The organism is Streptomyces sp. NBC_00207, assembly GCF_045160965.1.
GTDB lineage: Bacteria > Actinomycetota > Actinomycetes > Streptomycetales > Streptomycetaceae > Streptomyces.
In genome coordinates this window covers 3,995,570-4,013,169 of record NZ_CP130715.1, presented here as the reverse complement: position 1 = coordinate 4,013,169, position 17,600 = coordinate 3,995,570, and the positions used below count along the sequence as shown (strand labels likewise).

Annotated in this window: 14 protein-coding genes; 5 read left to right on the top strand and 9 right to left on the bottom strand. The window is 72.1% G+C overall.

Annotated features, from left to right (window positions below):
• Window positions 1–28 precede the first annotated feature (28 nt).
• Complete coding sequence (locus OG472_RS19065) at window positions 29–1,339, bottom strand: LCP family protein (protein WP_405830412.1); 1,311 nt, start codon at window positions 1,337–1,339, stop codon at window positions 29–31.
• Between the two features lie 106 nt (window positions 1,340–1,445).
• Here OG472_RS19065 and OG472_RS19060 point away from each other — a divergent pair, with 106 nt between their 5' ends.
• Window positions 1,446–1,982, top strand: coding sequence for an acyl-CoA thioesterase (locus tag OG472_RS19060; protein WP_383575652.1), 537 nt, complete (start codon window positions 1,446–1,448; stop codon window positions 1,980–1,982).
• 38 nt (window positions 1,983–2,020) lie between these two features.
• Here the strand turns inward: OG472_RS19060 and OG472_RS19055 are convergent, their stop codons facing one another.
• On the bottom strand, window positions 2,021–3,403 hold the full coding sequence (locus tag OG472_RS19055; protein WP_401608900.1) for an LCP family protein: 1,383 nt from the start codon (window positions 3,401–3,403) through the stop codon (window positions 2,021–2,023).
• A gap of 290 nt (window positions 3,404–3,693) precedes the next feature.
• Between OG472_RS19055 and OG472_RS19050 the strand changes: the two genes are divergently transcribed.
• On the top strand, window positions 3,694–4,719 hold the full coding sequence (locus tag OG472_RS19050) for a glycosyltransferase family 2 protein (RefSeq protein WP_401608807.1): 1,026 nt from the start codon (window positions 3,694–3,696) through the stop codon (window positions 4,717–4,719).
• A gap of 99 nt (window positions 4,720–4,818) precedes the next feature.
• On the opposite strand, the gene OG472_RS19045 is transcribed toward OG472_RS19050, so the two are convergent.
• The 4 genes from OG472_RS19045 to OG472_RS19030 all read right to left on the bottom strand — a co-directional run bounded on the left by OG472_RS19045 (window position 4,819) and on the right by OG472_RS19030 (window position 10,798).
• Complete coding sequence (locus OG472_RS19045) at window positions 4,819–6,528, bottom strand: LCP family protein (protein ID WP_401608810.1); 1,710 nt, start codon at window positions 6,526–6,528, stop codon at window positions 4,819–4,821.
• A gap of 60 nt (window positions 6,529–6,588) precedes the next feature.
• Complete coding sequence (locus OG472_RS19040) at window positions 6,589–8,325, bottom strand: LCP family protein (protein ID WP_401608812.1); 1,737 nt, start codon at window positions 8,323–8,325, stop codon at window positions 6,589–6,591.
• A 222-nt stretch (window positions 8,326–8,547) separates the two neighbouring features.
• Window positions 8,548–9,846 carry an LCP family protein gene (locus tag OG472_RS19035; protein ID WP_405941783.1) on the bottom strand — a complete coding sequence of 433 codons (1,299 nt, stop codon included), beginning with the start codon at window positions 9,844–9,846 and terminating at the stop codon, window positions 8,548–8,550.
• A gap of 199 nt (window positions 9,847–10,045) precedes the next feature.
• A complete protein-coding gene (locus tag OG472_RS19030) occupies window positions 10,046–10,798 on the bottom strand; it encodes a TIGR03089 family protein (RefSeq protein ID WP_401608817.1) in 753 nt (250 codons plus the stop codon).
• A gap of 140 nt (window positions 10,799–10,938) precedes the next feature.
• Between OG472_RS19030 and OG472_RS19025 the strand changes: the two genes are divergently transcribed.
• Both OG472_RS19025 and OG472_RS19020 read left to right on the top strand, forming a co-directional pair.
• A complete protein-coding gene (locus tag OG472_RS19025; protein WP_405941782.1) occupies window positions 10,939–12,342 on the top strand; it encodes a peptidoglycan recognition protein in 1,404 nt (467 codons plus the stop codon).
• A 292-nt stretch (window positions 12,343–12,634) separates the two neighbouring features.
• Entirely contained in the window at window positions 12,635–13,627 is a 993-nt protein-coding gene (locus OG472_RS19020) for a DNA-3-methyladenine glycosylase family protein (RefSeq protein ID WP_401608822.1), read from the top strand.
• Between the two features lie 44 nt (window positions 13,628–13,671).
• Here OG472_RS19020 and OG472_RS19015 read toward each other — a convergent pair whose 3' ends face one another.
• From OG472_RS19015 to OG472_RS19005, 3 genes are all read right to left on the bottom strand, one after another.
• On the bottom strand, window positions 13,672–14,985 hold the full coding sequence (locus OG472_RS19015) for a coenzyme F420-0:L-glutamate ligase (RefSeq protein ID WP_401608825.1): 1,314 nt from the start codon (window positions 14,983–14,985) through the stop codon (window positions 13,672–13,674).
• Window positions 14,982–15,941 (bottom strand): 2-phospho-L-lactate transferase, encoded by a 960-nt coding sequence (gene cofD, locus OG472_RS19010; RefSeq protein WP_405941781.1) that lies wholly within the window; start codon window positions 15,939–15,941, stop codon window positions 14,982–14,984. Before cofD ends, OG472_RS19015 begins: the two co-directional genes overlap by 4 nt.
• A gap of 108 nt (window positions 15,942–16,049) precedes the next feature.
• Complete coding sequence (locus OG472_RS19005; protein WP_401608830.1) at window positions 16,050–16,619, bottom strand: cysteine dioxygenase; 570 nt, start codon at window positions 16,617–16,619, stop codon at window positions 16,050–16,052.
• 647 nt (window positions 16,620–17,266) lie between these two features.
• Here OG472_RS19005 and OG472_RS19000 point away from each other — a divergent pair.
• A complete protein-coding gene (locus OG472_RS19000; RefSeq protein WP_003983763.1) occupies window positions 17,267–17,530 on the top strand; it encodes a WhiB family transcriptional regulator in 264 nt (87 codons plus the stop codon).
• Window positions 17,531–17,600: the final 70 nt, after the last annotated feature.

The window sequence follows — 17,600 nt, the reverse complement described above, 5'->3', positions numbered from 1 at the left end:
GGGGTCCGGGGAGGGGGCGCCGCCGCGGTCAGTTGCCGCGGACGGTGACCTTCTCGTCGTTCTGGATCTGCTTCACCAGCTGCTGCACCTTCGCCTTGTCCCAGACGAGGTTGCCGCCGCGCTGCCCGGAGATCGGCATGTTCATCGACACGCCGTCACCGCCGTTGACGCCCTTCATCGCGAAGAACATCTGGCCCATGTCGTACAGGCCCATGTCCTTGTCGACGATGAGCGTGTCCAGGCCGGCGCCGAGCAGCGGGTAGAGGTCGAAGGGGTTGAGGACCGTGGACGGGGTCGCCGCCTGGCTGGCCAGCGCCGACAGGAACTTCTGCTGGTTCTTCGTCCGCTGCAGGTCCGACTCGGCGAAGGCGTAGCGGGTCCGTACGAAGGCCAGCGACTGCTCGCCGTTGAGGGTCTGCTTGCCCGCCTTGAAGTCGGCGCCCGACTTCTCGTCCTTGAAGCCCTCCTCGATGTCCAGCTCCACGCCGCCCAGCGCGTCCACGATGTTCGCGAAGCCGGCGAAGCCGATCTCCGCGTAGTGGTCGATGCGCAGGCCGGTGTTGTGCTCCACCGTCCGCACGAGCAGCTCCGGGCCGTCCTCGGCGTACGCCGCGTTGAGCTTGACCCGGCGCCCCTGGGCGGGGAACTTCTTGCCGGACTGGGAGCCGACGAAGGAGGGGATCTCCACGTCGGAGTCGCGCGGCAGCGAGATCATGGTGTTCCCGCTGGAGCACTTCGCCAGGATCATCATCGAGTCGGTCCGCTTGCCCTCGGCCGAGCCCGTGTGGAGCTTCTTCTTCTCCTCGTCGGACATGCCCTCGCGGCTGTCGGAGCCCACGATCAGGTACGTCGTGCAGTCGCCCTCCTTCGGGCGCTCGATGACCTTGGACAGGTCCACCTCGCGGCGCACCTTGGAGTCCGCCCAGAAGTAGGTGGAGACCGTGGTCACCAGCAGGGCGGAGACCAGCACGATCGAGCCGATCTTGATCCGCTTGCGCCAGTCCGGGGCGGGGCCGGGCGCACGTCCGGGGCGGCCGGGCCCCGAGGGCCCGCCGGGACCGGCCGGACCGCCCGGGACGCCGCCGGCGGGCGCCCCGTAGACCTGGCCGGTGTTGTAACCGCTGTCGTAACCGCCGTACGTGTCGTGGCCGCCGGCCTGCTGCGGAGGTACGCCGTGCGCGGGCGGCGGGCCCGCCGGGCGCTGCGGGCGCGGGGGCTGCGCGGGCCGCGGCTGCTGCGGCTGCCGCTGGACGTGCCGCATCCGCTGGGCGCCCTCGGGCTGCGGCTGGGCGCTGCCGCGCCCGTAGCCGTCGTCACGACCTTCTGGCCAGTCATTCATGCGCCCTAGGATGCCTGCCCGGGCGGGCCGACCGACAGCCCGGGGCGGGATCCGTACCGGGGCTGTTGCGAAGCTGATGCCTCTGATACGCCTCTAAGGTGTCCGTATGACACAGATACCGGGCGAGCTGCCCGGGAAGCCGACCGCGGCCTCCCGTACGACCCTCAGCCACATCATGACCGCGAACGACACCAACCTCCTCGGCACGGTGCACGGCGGCGTGATCATGAAGCTGGTGGACGACGCGGCGGGCGCCGTGGCCGGGCGCCACTCCGGCGGCCCGGCGGTCACCGCCTCCATGGACGAGATGGCCTTCCTCGCCCCCGTGCGCGTGGGCGACCTCGTCCACGTGAAGGCGCAGTGCAACTGGACCGGCCGCTCCTCCATGGAGATCGGCGTACGGGTCCTCGCGGAGCGGTGGAACGAGTCCACGCCCGCCACCCAGGTCGGCAGCGCCTACCTCGTGTTCGCGGCCGTGGACGCCGACGGCAAGCCCCGTCAGGTCCCGCCGGTGGTCCCGGAGACGGAACAGGACGAGCGGCGCTACCAGGAGGCCCAGATCCGCCGCACGCACCGCCTCGCCCGCCGCCAGGCGATCATGGCGCTGCGCGAGGAGCGGGCGGCCCAGGGCTTCGACGACTGACGACCCGGCCCTGACCAGCCCGGCCCTGACCGGCCCGGCTACGTCCCGCAGACCACCTGGTCGCCGGTGACCACCCCGAAGGTGCCCTGGTACGGGTCCTCCGCGCGGACCGGCACCACCTTGCGGTAGTCCGAGCCGGCGACGACCAGCACCGTCCGGCCCTGGCCCGCCACCGCCCGCAGCTCGCTGCCCGGAAGGGCGGTCGCCACCGACCGGGCGGAGCGGTCCCAGCGCGGGTCGTACGTGATCACCGTGCGCCTGACGTCGCGGCTGGCGCCGTTGCCCGGGGCCCGGGTGGTGTCGAAGCCGGTGGCGCGCAGCGCCGCGTCGACCCGCCCGCCCAGCCCGTCGATGCGCGTCCCGTTCTCCACCTGGACCCGGACCTGCTGCGGGGGCACGTCCACGGGGACCGCCGCGGGCCGGCCGGCGCCGGTCTTCCCGGGCCGCGGCGGAGCCAGCGGCCGGTCCTCCCGCAGGGCCTCGAACAGCTTGGCGGCCTTCGGCTCGTCCCACTTCACGGTCGAGCCGATGCCCTTGAGGCGGAACGAGGGGTCGCCGACGGGCACCGAGGCGAACTCCGACGAGGACGGGGTGAAGTCCCGCATCGCCTGCCCGAGCGCCAGCATCTGCTCCGATCCGAAGTCCTTGTCGGCGCGCACCGAGCCGAGCAGGGTGGAGCTGACCTCCTTGAACTTGACCGGGTTCAGCAGCACCCCGCCGCCGGTCGCCTGCTTGATCAGGGCGGCGATGAACCGCTGCTGACGCTGCATCCGGCCGAGGTCGGAGGCGCCGTCGACATGGCGCGAGCGCACGTACTGCAGGGCCTGGCCGCCGCTGAGGCGGTGGGTGCCGGGCAGCAGGTCGAGGCCGGTGTTCGGGTCGCGCATGGTCTTGGCCGTGCAGATGTCCACACCGCCCATCGCGTCGACCGTCTTCATGAAGCTGGTGAAGTCGACCTCCAGGTAGTGGTCGATCTTCACCCGGGTCATGTTCTCGACGGTCCGGACGGTCAGGTTGGGGCCGCCCTCCGCGTACGCCGCGTTCAGCTTCAGGGGGTGGGCCCGGTGCGCCTTGCCGGTGACCAGGTCCCGGTGCGCGGGCACCTCGGCGTAGCTGTCGCGGGGCAGGCTGATCACGCTGGCCCGCTCCTTGTCGGCCGACAGGTGCACCAGCATGATCGTGTCCGTGCAGTGGCAGGGCGCCCCGCCCAGGCGGTACTCGCGCTTCTCCTCCGGGGAGATCTTCTCCCGGCCGTCGGTACCGACCAGCAGGAAGTTGAGGCCGTGTCCGGCCTGCGGGCGGTTCTTCATGTCCTTGAAGGGGTCCACCCGCTCGATCCCGGTGTCCAGGCCCGTCATCACGGCGTGCCCGACGGCCCCGGAGCCCAGCACCACCACCGAGAGACCGGCCGCGATCCGCACCCCCCACCGGGGACGCCCGCCCCGGCGCCGGGCCGGGCCGCCCCCGCCGCCGCGCCGTGCGCGCTGTGGCTGGGACGGCCCGGCGGGACGGGTGGGACGGTGCGGCTGGGGCACGGTGGACACCTCCGCGGGAGAAGCAGGGAGACCGGTCGGGGGTCGAGTCGGATTCGGCTGATTCGACAGAACAGTAGGCCCATACGATCAGCCGTTGTCCTTACCGATCACTCGGCGCGCACCTGGTTCCCCCGTACGCGGTAACGTGACACCGATACCCGACCTTGAAGGACCACATGCCCGCCCAGCAGCCCGCAGTCTCGGTGATCATGCCGGTGCTCAATGAGGAGCACTACCTCCGCGATTCCGTCCGCCACATCCTGGAACAGGAGTATGCGGGCGAGATGGAGGTGGTGATCGCACTCGGGCCGTCCACGGACCGCACCGACGAGATCGCCGCCGAACTCGTCGCCGAGGATCCCCGAGTCCACACCGTCCCGAATCCCACCGGCCGGACCCCGGCGGCGCTCAACGCCGCCATCAAGGCCTCGCGTCACCCGATCGTGGTACGCGTCGACGGCCACGGCATGCTCTCGCCGAACTACATCGCCACCGCGGTCCGCCTCCTGGAGGAGACCGGTGCGCAGAACGTCGGCGGCATCATGCACGCCGAGGGCCAGAACGCCTGGGAAGACGCCGTCGCCGCCGCGATGACCTCGAAGATCGGCGTGGGCAACGCCCCGTTCCACACGGGCGGCCAGGCGGGCCCTGCCGAGACCGTCTACCTGGGTGTCTTCCGCCGCGAGGCGCTGGAGCAGCAGGGCGGATACAACGAGGAGTTCATCCGCGCCCAGGACTGGGAGCTGAACTTCCGCATCCGCGAGGCCGGCGGCCTGATCTGGTTCTCCCCGGAGCTGAAGGTCCAGTACCGCCCGCGGCGCTCCGTCAAGGCCCTGGCCAAGCAGTACAAGGACTACGGGCGCTGGCGCCACGTGGTGGCCCGCTACCACGCGGGCTCCATCAACCCGCGCTACATGGCCCCGCCGACCCTGGTCTGCGCGCTGGCCGCGGGCGTGGTCGTGGGCGTGGCGGTCAACCCCCTGGGCTTCGCCGTCCCGGCGGGCTACCTCGCGGCGATCGTCGCGGGCTCGATCCCGGCGGGCAAGGGCCTGTCACTGCGGGCCCGGGCGCAGATCCCCGTCGCCCTGGCGACGATGCACCTGTGCTGGGGCTTCGGCTTCCTGACGAGCCCGCGCGCGCTGGCGAACAAGGTCATCGCGAGCCGCCGCCCGGCCGTGCGCCGGGACTCCTCGCAGGTCTGACCCGCACGTCGGGACGTACGAAGGGGCCCGGCGCGGAGGCTGTTCACACAGCCTCCGCGCCGGGCCCCTTCCGCCTGCTCGGGCGAGTCCGGGGACCCGCTACCAGGTGAAGCCCGGCTGGATCTGCATGCAGGCCTTGTCGTTGTCGCCGTTGAGCGCGTGGGCGGACGTCGGGGCCACGGTCGGGGCGGGCGGCGGCGGGGCCGGAGCGTCCCCGGTCCGCCAGTCCTTGCCGACGAACAGGACGATCCCGGAGACCTGGTCGGACTTCTGCACCGAGGCGGCCGGCAGACCGAGCGCGGTGGCCACGGCGGCCGCGTCGGCCGCCTGGCCGTCGGAGGCGAAGCGGACCACCGTGGTGTCCTCGCCCCCGGTCTGGGTGTCGGCACCGGCCTTGGTGAAGCCCTTGGCGGCGAGCAGCGAGGCCACGTCGTTCGCCCGGTTCTTGACCCTGACCTGGGCGCCGTCCTTGCCGGAGGTGGCGTTGCGGACGCTGACCACGATCTTCGCCGGCGCGGAGGCGGGGGCGGTGGTCGGGGCGGTGGTCGGCTGCTGGGACGGGGAGGACGGGGCACCGCTCGCGCCCGGCGAGGGGGAGGCGCCGTCCGCCGGGGCTCCGGAGCCCTTGCCGTCCAGCGCGATGTCCTCGCGGACCATCCGGAACAGGTCCTCGGCCTCGCCCGCCATGGGCTCGACGCGTCCGTCCATGCCGGGCTTCGTGCTGTAGACCCAGGGCATGGTGGTCATGGTGATCCGCCCCGGCGGAACCTTCTTGAGCTCCATGCTGAGGTCGTACAGCTTGTCGATCTTGTTCAGGCCGGTGTCCACGACCATGGCCTGGATCGCCGCCTGCGCCAGGCTGTTGAGCTTCACCGGGTTGGTGAGCTTGGCGTTCTTGCGGAACTCGCGGGCCATCGAGTTCATGTACTGGTGCTGGGCGTGGGTGCGCCCGATGTCGGTGCCGTCCTCGAAGCCGTAGCGGGTGCGCAGCCACTGCAGGGCCACCTCGCCCTGGATGATGTTCTCGCCCTTCGGCAGCTTCAGGCCCGAGCCCTTGCCGTCGCGGGTGCGGGAGTGCACGTTCTGCTCGACGCAGACCGGGACGCCGCCGATGGCGTCCGCCATGGACACCACGCCCTTGAAGTCGATCATCATGAAGTGATCGATGGGGATCTTGGTCAGCTCGGTCCAAGCGGCGACGGTGCAGCCCGGTCCGCCGCGCTGCAGGGACTCGTTCGTCTGCACGAGCCCCTTGCTGGCGGGGTGCACCTTGCCGCCCGGCTCGGTGCACTTGGGCATCATCAGCATCGTGTCGCGCGGCATCGAGACCACGGACATGTTGCTGCGGTCGGCGGACAGGTGCAGCAGCATCTGCACGTCCGCGAGGGGCGGGCCGTCGAAGGTGTCCGTGGCCCCGCCCAGGGCCTGGTTCTCCGCGTCGTTGCGCGCGTCGGAGCCGATGAGCAGGATGTTCAGCGGGGTCTGCCCGAAGGCGTTGGGCTTGGAACCGCCCAGTTTGGTCTCGCCGAGGTTGAGCGCGTCCGTCTGGATGCTGCCGTTCAGATGGCGGTAGTACAGGTATCCGGCCCCGGCCGTCCCGAGTATGAGCAGGGACAGCACGGAGGACACCCAGCGCAGCACGCGCCGCCGCCCCCGCCTGGTGGGGCGCTGGCGGGCGGCCGCACGCCGGGCAGCCCTGGAGCCGCCCCGCGGTGCGGGCACCACGCCGGGCGCGTCCGCCTCGCCGCCGGGTATCTCCCCGGTGGCCTGGGCGGCCGCCCCCTCCCCCCGCACGCTGCTGTGCCTCACGCGTCCCCCCTCAAGATCCTTCTTGGTCGTCAGTGTGCCGGTACGACCGGCTGCGTCCTGCTATTTGGCGCAGACGGCCTTGTCGGCCTGGGCCTGCTGGACGTCGTCGGACAGCGCCGGCACGTCCGGGGCCGCCGACAGCGGGGCTCCCGGCTCCTTGAAGTCCGAACCCAGCGTCAGCTTCATCGGGGCCTTCGCCGCCGCGTCCGCCGTCCCCATCTTCAGCGCGGTGGCCGGCAGACCCAGGGCGTCCGCCAGTGCCCGGGCCTGGTCGGCCTGGTTGGGCGCGTACTCCAGCTGCGTGGCACCGACCTTCGCCGGGGCGTTGCCCTGGTTGCTCGCCTTGGACATGCCCTTCTTGTTCTGGAGCCAGTTCAGGGTCGTGGAGGCGGCGCCCTTGGGGCCGCCGCCGTTGTAGACGCTCACCCGTACGTCGCCCGCGGGCGCCCTGTTGCCCTGGAGCAGCGCGTCCTGCTTGGCCTTCGCGTCCGCGTCGGCCGCCTCCTTGGCGGCCTGTTCCTTCTTCTCGACCTCCGTGAGCGAGACGTCCCCCCGGATCATCTGCAGCAGCGGTTCGGCCAGGGCCTTGTCGACGACGACGGTCGCCTTGTTGCCCTCCGGTTCGGCCGGGTTGTCGAGCACCGGCAGGGTGGTGAAGGTGATGTTCTTCGTGTCGATGTTCTTCAACTCACCCGCCAGATCGGTGAGTTTGCTGATGGACCCGATCCCCGAGTCCACACCCAGCGACTTGGTGGCGGCCTCCGCGAGGGAGAGGAACTTCTTGGGGCTGGTCAGCGTCTCCTTCGACTTCATCTCACGCATCATCGAACCCAGGAACTGCTGCTGGATCCTGATCCGGTCGAGGTCGCTGTTGTTGCCGAAGCCGTGCCGGGTGCGGACGAAGGCGAGGGCCTGCTCGCCCTCCAGCCGGTGTTCGCCGGGGCCCAGCTTGAGATGCGAGCCTTCCTCGTCGTTCACGGCCTTGGCCAGGCACACCGGTACTCCGCCGACCGCCGTGCTCAGCGTCTTGACGGCGTTGAAGTCGGCCATCATGAAGTGGTCGACCTCGATGCCGGTGAGTTCCTTGACCGTGCGCATGGTGCAGCCCGCGTCGCGGCCCTCCTGGCCCAGGCTGGTGTTGAAGCGGGTGCCCTTGGAGGGTGCGATCGTCTTCGTCGATCCGTCCGGCTGCTTCGTCGGGCAGGCCGGGATGTTGGTGATCAGGTCGCGGGGGATGGACAGCGCGGTCGCGTTCGTCCGGTCCTTCGAGACGTGGAACAAGATCGTGGTGTCGGCGTGGCCGACGCTGTCCTTGTCCCCGTAGCCCTCGTTGCCCGCACCGCTGCGCTTGTCGGTGCCGATCACCAGGATGTTGATGGCCTGGTCCTTCTTGAAGCCGCCGGTGCCCGCTCCCGCGACGTCGGTCACGCTGAGGTTGCTGTTCAGGTGGTCGTAGTAGAGGTACGCCGCCGCGGCGCCGCCGACCAGCAGGAACGCCAGGGTCCCGCTGGTGATCAGCAGGGCCTTCTTGCGGCGTCCACCGCCGCCGCCCTTGCGGGAGCGGCCGCCGCCGCGGCGCCCGCCGGGCGGGCCGTCGCCACGGCGGGGCTTCGGTACGCCGGGGGAGGGGGCGGTGGGGGCAGGGGCCGAGGCCGATCTGCGAGGTGCGGCGACCTTGGGCCGCTGCTGCGCAGCGGAGTCGCCCAGTTGCAGTTCGTAGCTGCCGGTGCGGGGGTTGAGCACCCACTGGTCGGCGGGGTCGATCTCGTCCGCCCGTCCACGGCTTTGCGCATCCACGGTTGCTCGAATCCTCCGTCGGTGCCTCGCGATGCGCCTCCCCCAGGCGCCCGGTCAACGATCCGGCTGCTGGTGCCCTGTCTCTGGTCCGGCCGGGCACCGGATCGCTCACCCTATCCGCCCTGTTCGGCCGCAAACCATGCTGGTGACAAATTCCACTCCCCTTATAACGGGGTGAACCGCCCATCCCACTCGGTTCGGTCACCGGCTTTTGGGATTGCTTTACCGGCAGTCGGCGTTCTCCGCCGTGGTGCCGGTAAAGGTGGGGACGGGAACGGGGGGTGTCGCGGTTCCGCCGGGGGTCGCGTCCGTCGTCGCCCCGGCGGTCGCGGCCGGTTCGGTGCCGTCCGCGGGCGCGTCCGTCGGCGCATTCGTGGGCGCATTCGTGGCGGTGGAGGCGGGCGGGAGCGAGGGGTTGGGAGGGGGAGGGGGAGCCGGAGGGGCCACGGGTTCGGCCGGGGCGACCGTGACCGGCCGGTCCGTCCGCAGCTGCTCGAACAGCCGGGCCGCATCGGGCTCCGCCAGCTCGTCCCGGTTCGGGTCGGCGGAGTAGGGCCGGCGGGGCACGGTCAGGAACTGCACCTTGCCGGTCGGTATGTCCCGTATGCCCCGCACGAGTTCGTACAGGTCGCGCAGCGAGGCCAGCCCCGGGTCCGTGGTCACCGAGGAGGTCGCCGCGTCCAGCAGCGGATACAGCCGCGCCGGATTCAGCAGAACCCCGTTGCTCTTCACCTTCTTGACGAGTGAGCCGAGGAACTGCTGCTGGCGCTCCATCCGTTCGGTGTCGCTCCCGTTGCCCAGGCTGTACCGGGCGCGGACGAAGCCCAGCGCCTGCTCGCCCTGGAGGGTCTGCCGCCCGGCGGCCAGCTTCAGCTTGGCCTCGGAATCGTCCACCGGCTCCTTGAGGCAGATCTCCACCCCGCCGACGGCGTCGACCATCTTCTTGAACCCGCCGAAGTCGATCACCATGTGGTGGTCGATGCGGATCCCGGTGAGCTTCTCCACGGCGCGGATCGTGCAGGCGGCCCCGCCCCACTGGAACGCCCAGTTGAACTGCGCGAACCGATCTCCGGTGCGGCTCCCGTCCGCCTTCAGGCAGGGCGGGATCTCCGTCATCAGGTCCCGCGGTATCGACACCGCGGTCGCGCTCCTGCGGTCCTGCGGCAGGTGCAGCAGGATCGTGGTGTCCGAGCGCTCGGTGCCCTCGTCCTGCCCGTACGGGGCGTTTGCCTTGCCGGAGCGCGAGTCCGAGCCGATCAGCAGGATGTTCTGGGAGCCGGTGGCGAGGTGCGCGGGGCGGTCGCGCTCGTAGCGGCCCAGCTCGGCCGCCGCCGAGGTGTCCTCGGTGATGTTCCCGTCGAGCTTGTTGTAGAGCCACCAGCCGGTGGCCGCCCCCGCCAGGACCAGGAAGGCCAGCCCGAGGCCGATCCAGCGCAGCAGCCGGCGCCTGCGGTTCCGCGGGGGCCGTCCGGCGCCCCCGGCCGCATCGGTGGCGCCCGGTATGCCTGCGCTGTCCGTCACTGGCGTCCGTCCCCTCGCCGCTACGACCTCAGGCCCGGCCGTACGGGTGAGTGCGGCCACTGCCGATCCTGCCCCCGGGCCGCCGGAGCAGCCTGGGGGCGGGGTCGTGTCTAGAGCCATCCGGGTGACAAATCGCCCGTTGTCGCAGTTGAGCAGTGTGGGTGACAGGCGCCGGCGCCGGACCCTTGACGCGCCGCGCCTAGACGGTGTGGGTGACGCGCTCGCTCTCGACCCGCTGCGCCAGCGCCTCCGCCGACAGCCGGTCCAGGTTCCGGCACAGCACCACGGACCCGCCCGCGGCCAGCGCGGCGTAGAGCCCGGCCGAGAGCCCCTCCCAGGTGTCGTAGCCGAGCCCGGTCAGCACCCGCGAGTCCGCGCCCAGGCCGAGCTTCGCCGCGTCCTCGCGGGCGCGGGCGGTGAGCGCCGCGTACGAGAGCTCCTCGCCGCCGACGACCAGCCCGGGGCCCTCGGCGTCGACCGGCGCGAAGGGGGCGAAGCGGTCGCCCTGGCCCGGCACCTCCACCGCGTAGTCCGCGTAACCGGCCGGCGGCGCCTGCGGGAACCGCCCGCCCAGCGGCCGCAGCGCGAGCGCCACCCGCTCGCCGCCGCACGCCAGACCCTGCTCCAGCGTGTCCGGCCCGCTGACGACGAGGTCCGCACCGGCCGGATCGCCGCCGATCTCGGCCACGACCCCGACCGAGGCGCAGGCGAGCAGCCAGACGGCGCTCTGCCAGTGCGCCGGGAGCAGCAGCGCGAGCCGGTCACCGGGCTCGGCGCCCAGGTCGCCCTGGAGCAGATTGGCGGTCTTGGCCACCCAATTGGCGAAGGTCGCGACGGACAATTCGACGCGCTCGCCGGTGGCGTCGTCGTAGAAGGTGACGAGCGGGCGGCCCGGATCGGCGGCGAGCGCGGATCGCAGCAGGTCGGCAGGGGTGCGGTCAGTGGCGTTCACCCGGCACAGGGTACGCGGGCCCGTCCCCCGTACGGGGGCCACCGGCTCCACCGTACGGGGGAGGGGTACCCGTCCCGCCACCGGACGCACCGTCAGTTCTCGGATGGCGCCGGGCCGTGCGGGTGCTCACCATCCTTGTCATGCGTGGATTCCTTGCTTCCTCGATCGGCGTCGCGACGGCTGCCGCACTGGCCCTGCCCCTCGCGCTCCCTACTCCGGCCCTGGCCGCTCCTGCCACGGGCGCGCTCGCTCCCGTGACCCCAGGCGGGTCCACCCAGTCGCTGCCGCTCGTCCCCCTGGGACCCGCGGCGGACCGCACCCCCGGTGTCCCCGGCATGAGCGCCTCGCCCCGCGGACCCGAGACGCAGGGCCTGGCCGCCCGCGAGGTCAAGACGTTCTCGCTGGTCGGCATCGTCTGGGACGACGCCGGTACCGAACTCAACGGCCGGGTCCAGGTCCGTACCCGCTCCGCCCGGACCGCCACCTGGTCCGACTGGCAGGACGTGGAGATCCACAACAGCGAGCACGCGGCAGACCCCGGCGCGCCGGAACGCGCGTCCGGCCGCGTCCGCGGCGCCACCGCCCCGCTGTGGGTCGGCGAGTCCGACGGCGTCGAGGTACGCGTCCAGGCGGAACCCGGCGACGCACCGGCCACCCGCCCGGGATCCCGGCTGCCCTCGGGCATGCGGATCGAACTCGTCGACCCCGGCGCGGACGTCCCCGTCAGGGCCGCGGACGGCAAGAACGGCGGCCCGGTCGGCGACGACAAGGGCGAGCTGGTGGCCCCCGGCCTCACGATGGAGATGGCCGAGTCCTCCGCGGCGAACGTGCCGCACGCCGCACTCGGCGCCGACGAGATCACCGAGCTGAACAAGGCCGACTCCACCGCCGACGCGGTCTTCGCGAGCGACGGCGAACTGAGCGCGGCGGCCGCCCCGTTCATCGGCCCGCGCCCGCGGATCGTCACCCGCAAGGGGTGGGGCGCGGACGAGTCCCTGCGCGAGAGGGCCTTCGTCTACACCAGCACGGTGAAGGCGGCCTTCGTCCACCACAGCGCCTCCGGCAACAACTACGCCTGCAAGGACGCCCCGGCGGTGCTGCGCAGCCTGTACCGCTACCACGTGATCAGCAGCGGCTGGCGCGACCTCGGCTACAACTTCGCCGTCGACAAGTGCGGCACGGTCTACGAGGGCCGCGCGGGAGGCGTCTCCAAGGCGGTGCTCGGCGCCCACACCATGGGCTTCAACACGAACAGCATGGGCGTCGTGGTGCTCGGCACCTACACCTCCGCGGCTCCCCCGGCGGTGGCGGTCGACGCGGTCGCCCGCCTCACGGCCTGGAAGCTCGGCCTCTTCGGCCGCGACCCGCGCGCGAAGACGACCCTGACGTCGGGCGGCGGCAACCGCTACCCCAAGGGCAAGAACGTGTCGATGAACATCATCTCGGGCCACCGCGACGGCTTCGCCACGGAATGCCCGGGCAAGAAGCTGTACGGCAAACTCCCGGTGACGCGCACGAACTCGGCCAAACTCCAAGGCCGTTAGCCTCCGGCGGTCCGCAGCATCTCCACAGACGGCCCCGTCCCCGGACCCCTACGGCGCTCCGCGCCCGCGCCTCAAACGCCGGCGAGGCTGGATTGCCGGGCGGAACCTTTCCAGCGGAGCTCGGCAAACCCAGCCCCGCCGCGTTTGAGGCGGTCTTTCAGCCCCTCCGGCGTTTGAGGAGCGGGGTGCGGGGCGGAGCCCCGGTTTTCAGCCTCGCCGGCGATTGAGGCGCGGGTCCGGGCGGAGCCCGGCGGGGTTCGGGCGGAGCACCCGGCAGGGCTACGCTCGACGCATGGCCGGCCGATTCGATCCCTTCACCCGTACCGCAGCGCGCGGCGGCCGCACCGACGTCCCCCCGGGCCGGGGAACCACCGTCGGCGCCGGAGCCAGGGAACGCCGGTGGACCCCCGAAGGTCCGCTCGACCTCGGCCTGACCCTCGGCCCCCTCAGGCGCGGCCCCGCCGACCCCACCTTCCGCATCACCCCCGACGGCTCGGTCTGGCGCACCGCCCGCACCCCGCAGGGCCCTGCCACCCTCCGCGTGGCCCGCGCGGGCGGGGAGGTGCACGCCGAGGCCTGGGGCCCGGGCGCCGACTGGGTCCTCGAACAGCTCCCCGTGCTCCTCGGCGCCGCCGACGACCCGGCCGCCTTCGTCCCGCGCCACCGTCTCGTGCACGCCAGCCACCGCCGCCGCCCCGGCCTGCGCCTCACCCGCACCGGCATGGTCCTGGAGTCCCTGATCCCCACGGTCCTGGAGCAGAAGGTCACCGCCGACGAGGCCTACCGCTCCTGGCGCCGCCTCGTCCGGCAGTACGGCGAGCCCGCGCCCGGGCCGCAGGACCTGTACGTCGTCCCCGACGCCCCCACCTGGGCCATGATCCCGTCCTGGGACTGGCACAAGGCCGGGGTCGACGCGAAGCGCTCCGCCACCATCGTCCGGGCCGCCCGCGTGGCGAACCGTCTGGAGGAGGCCGCCGCCATGGGCCCGGCCGAGGCCGTGCGGCGGCTGGAGGCCGTTCCCGGCATCGGCCCGTGGACCTCCGCCGAAACCCTCCAGCGCAGCAACGGCGACCCCGACGCCGTCACCACCGGCGACCTGCACCTCCCCGGCATCATCGGTTACGCCCTCGTCGGGGACCGCGACACCGACGACGCCGCCATGCTGGAGCTCCTCGCCCCGTACGCCGGGCAGCGCCACCGCGCCGCCCGGCTCATCCTCCTCACGGGCCGCACCCCGCCCCGCCGCGCGCCGCGCATGCCGCGCGGAGACATCGGCCGGCTCTGACCCGTCGGCCGGCTCCGACCCGCCCGGCCCTCCGGCCCGAGGGCTCAGCGCACCCGGATGAAGTCCTCCGCTGACCGGACCGGCCGATCGGCCGGTGCCGCGGCCGGGTGACCCACCGCCACCGCCCCCATCGGGTCCCAGTCCTGCGGCAGCCCGAGCACCTCCCGCACCACGTCCCGGCAGAACATCGTCGAGGACACCCACGCCGACCCCAGCCGTTCCCCGGCCAGTGCGACCAGCAGGTTCTGTACGCCCGCGCCCATCGCGACCACGAACATCTCCCGCTCGGCCGCGTCCCGCCGTGCGTGCCCGTAGTGGTGCGCGCCGTCCGTCACCAGGCACGGCACGACCAGGTAGGGGGCGTTCCGCAGCACGTCCCCGCGCCGCACCCGCTTGGCCACGGACTCCTCGGACTTGCCGTCCGCCCGCAGGTCCGCGATCCACGCGTCCCGCATGGCGTCGAGCAGCTCCGTCCGCGAGGCCTCGGACTCCAGCAGCACGAACCGCCACGGCGTCGTGTGGTGCGGGGCCGGGGCCGTCACGGCCGCGGCCACCGCCCGCCGTACCGCGCCCGGGTCCACCGGCTCCGCCGTGAAGGCCCGTACGGTACGGCGCTGGGTGACGGCTTCCCGTACCGCCTCCGAGGTGCCCAGCCGGAACATGTCGTCGGCGGGGGTGCGCACCAGGTCCCGCGCCGAGGCGCCCTCGCCGAGGACGTGCGCCAGGCCGCGCACGACGGCCACGGGCAGTCCGGCCGCCTTGCCCTTGACGAGGTCGCCGGCGGCGGCCAGTTCGTCAGCCGTCGCCACCACCGTCGCGCTGAGCGGATTGCCGTGCGCGTCCGTGTCCCCGCGCAGGTCGTCCAGGACCCGCACCCCGGCCGAGCCGATGGCCACGTCGGTGAGCCCGGTGCGCCACGGCCGCCCGAAGGTGTCGGTGACGACCACGCCCACGTTCACGGAGAGGATGTCGCGGACCCCGGTGCGGATCGCGGCGGCCGAGGCGTCGGGGTCCTCGGGCAGCAGCAGCACGGTGCCGGGGGTGGTGTTGGAGGCGTCCACCCCGGCGGCGGCCATCACCAGCCCCTGCCGGTTCTCGACGATGCGCAGGGGGCCGCGGCGCGCGACGACCCGTACGGTCTCCGCGTCTATGGCCTCCTCGCGGGAGTCCGCCTCCACGATCCGGCCCTCGGCCTTGGAGACGATCTTCGAGGTGACGAGCAGGACGTCCCCGTCGCGCAGATCGGGCGCGGCGGTCGTGATCAGCTTCGCCAGGTCGTCCCCGGGCCTGACCTCCGGCATCCCGCCGACGGCCCGCACCTCGTACGAGGGAGCGGGCCCGGTGGTCGGCTCCGTCACCGGGAGGCCTCCGCCAGTTCCAGCGCGGCCCGGGCCATCTCGGCGGTGGCCTCCAGGTCGGTCATCATCAGCGGCACCGCGCGGCAGGTGATCCCGGCGGCCTCTACCTCGGCGACGGCGTCCGCGTCGGCGGTGTCCACCAGCCAGCCGTCGAGCAGCCCGGTCCCGTAGTGCAGGGCCACGGCCGCGGCCGTGGCCTCCACGCCGACCGCGGCCAGCACCTTGTCGGCCATGCCGCGCACGGGCGCGCCCCCGACGATGGGGGAGAGGCCGATCACGGGCGCCCCGGCGGCGGCCACCGCTTCCCGGATGCCGGGCACGGAGAGGATCGTCCCGACCGAGACCACCGGGTTCGACGGCGGGAAGAGGATCACGTCGGCGGCGGCGATGGCCTCCAGCACGCCGGGTGCGGGCTTGGCCTGTTCGGCGCCCACGGGTACGACGGCCTCCGCGTCCACCGAGGCGCGCAGCCGGACCCAGTACTCCTGGAAGTGGATGACGTGGCGCTCCCCAGTGCCCGCCTCGGTGATCGCGACGTGGGTCTCGACCCGGTCGTCGGACATGGGCAGCAGCCGTACGCCGGGCTGCCAGCGGTCGCAGAGCGCCTCGGTGACGGCGCTCAGCGGGTAGCCCGCGCCGAGCATCTGCGTACGGACGATGTGGGTGGCGAAGTCGCGGTCGCCGAGGCCGAACCAGGTGGGTCCGACCCCGTACGCCGCGAGCTCCTCCTTGACGGTGAAGGACTCGTCGGTGCGGCCCCAGCCCTGCTCCTCGTTGATGCCACCGCCGAGGGTGTACATCACCGTGTCGAGGTCGGGGCACACCTTGAGCCCGAACAGGTGGATGTCGTCACCGGTGTTGCCGATGACCGTGATGTCCGCGTCGGGCACTGCCGACTTGAGTCCGGACAGGAACCGGGCGCCGCCTATACCGCCGGCCAGAACAACAATGCGCATGCGGACAGTCTGTCAGCCGGAGGCTGTCGTCGAGGGGCGGTGGTCGGTGGGGGCACCTCCCAGCGGTAGCTGGGGGAGGGTGGGACTGTCAGCGGGGCGCCGGGCGGGTCAGGCGGGTACGGACTCGGATTCGGCCGGGGAGCAGCTGTGCATCGGCATCTCGGTCAGACCGGGGAAGTACACGTGCAGGCTGACCGCGCCGTCGAGGGTGTCGTTGACGACCTCGTGCGCGAAGCCGGGGGCGAGGACGCGCTGGGATCCGGGGCGGTGGGTGAGCCGTCCGCGTGAAGTGTGCTCGGTGAGCTCGCCTTCGAGCACGGTCAGGACGCCGGAGGAGGCGCCGTGGTCGTGCGGACCGCTGCCCTGGCCGGGGACCCAGCTGAGCAGCCAGACCTCGTAGCCGGGGCCGGTGCGCAGCCGGTGGTACCAGCGGGTGGTGGCGTCGTACTGGACGAGGTGCTCCCAGGAGGCGCGGTCCTCGGCGATGGAGCGGGCGAGGCCGACGAACTCGGCGACGGTGGCCGGGTGTTCCCGGGCGGGCTGGAGGAGGTGCTGGACGGCGAGGATGTCGCCGGCGATCTGCAGGTCGCTCTCGACGGGCGTGGTGGCCGCGACGGGCGCGGGAGCGGCGGAGGAGGCGGGGGCCGTGGTGGGGGTGGCGCTGTGCGTGCTGTTCATCGTGGGGGTTACCTCGACGGATGTCAGTCGTGCTGGCGGTTGCTGTGGGGGGCGGGCCGGAGCTCACGGGAGCCGGGGCTCCGGGGGCATCAACAGCTGCAACAGCAACAGCGAACCTGGGCAGCGCACAGGAACCCACGAATGGGGGTCCGGGTGGCGGCTGCGGGCGCTGACATGCGAACAAGGAGAACGGGTGGAGGGTCGGACTGTCAACCCAATGTCCGGTTTGGGGTAAAAGTTTCACCTCATCCGGTTACTGTGCCCGGAGAAAGGTTTGTGCACTGTGCGTCAGGGGATGTGGCGCTGTGCCAGGGCTCAGTCGGCCGACACCTAAACCAGGATGCGCCATCTCGTGACCGGAATGTGATCTGCGCCGCTTCTCCGGCCGGATCGCAACCCCGCCTGTGGATGGCGCGTGGATAACGGGTGAAGGCGGGAGTCTCGCGACGCTTAATGCATGTGTCACGATTTTTGGCGATATGAACACTTTCTGCATACGCTTGGTTCCGCAGAGTGAATAAGGGGCCCAATAGCAGATCCCGGCTTGACTGCTCAGGAGCCACGCACTTGTAATTTCACTCGTGTCGTTACGTAGCGATCAGTGACGACATCAACACGGGGACGCACAGACAGAGCGAGGGGCGCACATGACCGAGCTGTTTCAGGAACTGCTGGTCGAGGAGGCGGACGAGGAGCTCGGATGGCAGGAGCGCGCTCTGTGCGCCCAGACCGACCCCGAGTCCTTCTTCCCCGAGAAGGGCGGCTCGACCCGCGAGGCCAAGAAGGTCTGCCTCGCCTGCGAAGTCCGCTCCGAATGCCTTGAGTACGCCCTCGCCAACGACGAGCGATTCGGCATCTGGGGCGGCCTGTCCGAGCGCGAGCGCCGCCGGCTGAAAAAGGCAGCGGTCTGAAACGGCCGAGGCGCCACCGGCCCGGCACCCACCGCACAACGCACGACATATCGAACGAACGAAAGACACC

Coding starts and splice junctions, on each gene's coding strand:
- OG472_RS19065 (WP_405830412.1), bottom strand. CDS start 1,339: ATGAATGACTGGCCAGAAGGTCGTGACGACGGCTACGGGCGCGGCAGC.
- OG472_RS19060 (WP_383575652.1), top strand. CDS start 1,446: ATGACACAGATACCGGGCGAGCTGCCCGGGAAGCCGACCGCGGCCTCC.
- OG472_RS19050 (WP_401608807.1), top strand. CDS start 3,694: ATGCCCGCCCAGCAGCCCGCAGTCTCGGTGATCATGCCGGTGCTCAAT.
- OG472_RS19025 (WP_405941782.1), top strand. CDS start 10,939: ATGCGTGGATTCCTTGCTTCCTCGATCGGCGTCGCGACGGCTGCCGCA.
- OG472_RS19020 (WP_401608822.1), top strand. CDS start 12,635: ATGGCCGGCCGATTCGATCCCTTCACCCGTACCGCAGCGCGCGGCGGC.
- cofD (WP_405941781.1), bottom strand. CDS start 15,941: ATGCGCATTGTTGTTCTGGCCGGCGGTATAGGCGGCGCCCGGTTCCTG.
- OG472_RS19005 (WP_401608830.1), bottom strand. CDS start 16,619: ATGAACAGCACGCACAGCGCCACCCCCACCACGGCCCCCGCCTCCTCC.
- OG472_RS19000 (WP_003983763.1), top strand. CDS start 17,267: ATGACCGAGCTGTTTCAGGAACTGCTGGTCGAGGAGGCGGACGAGGAG.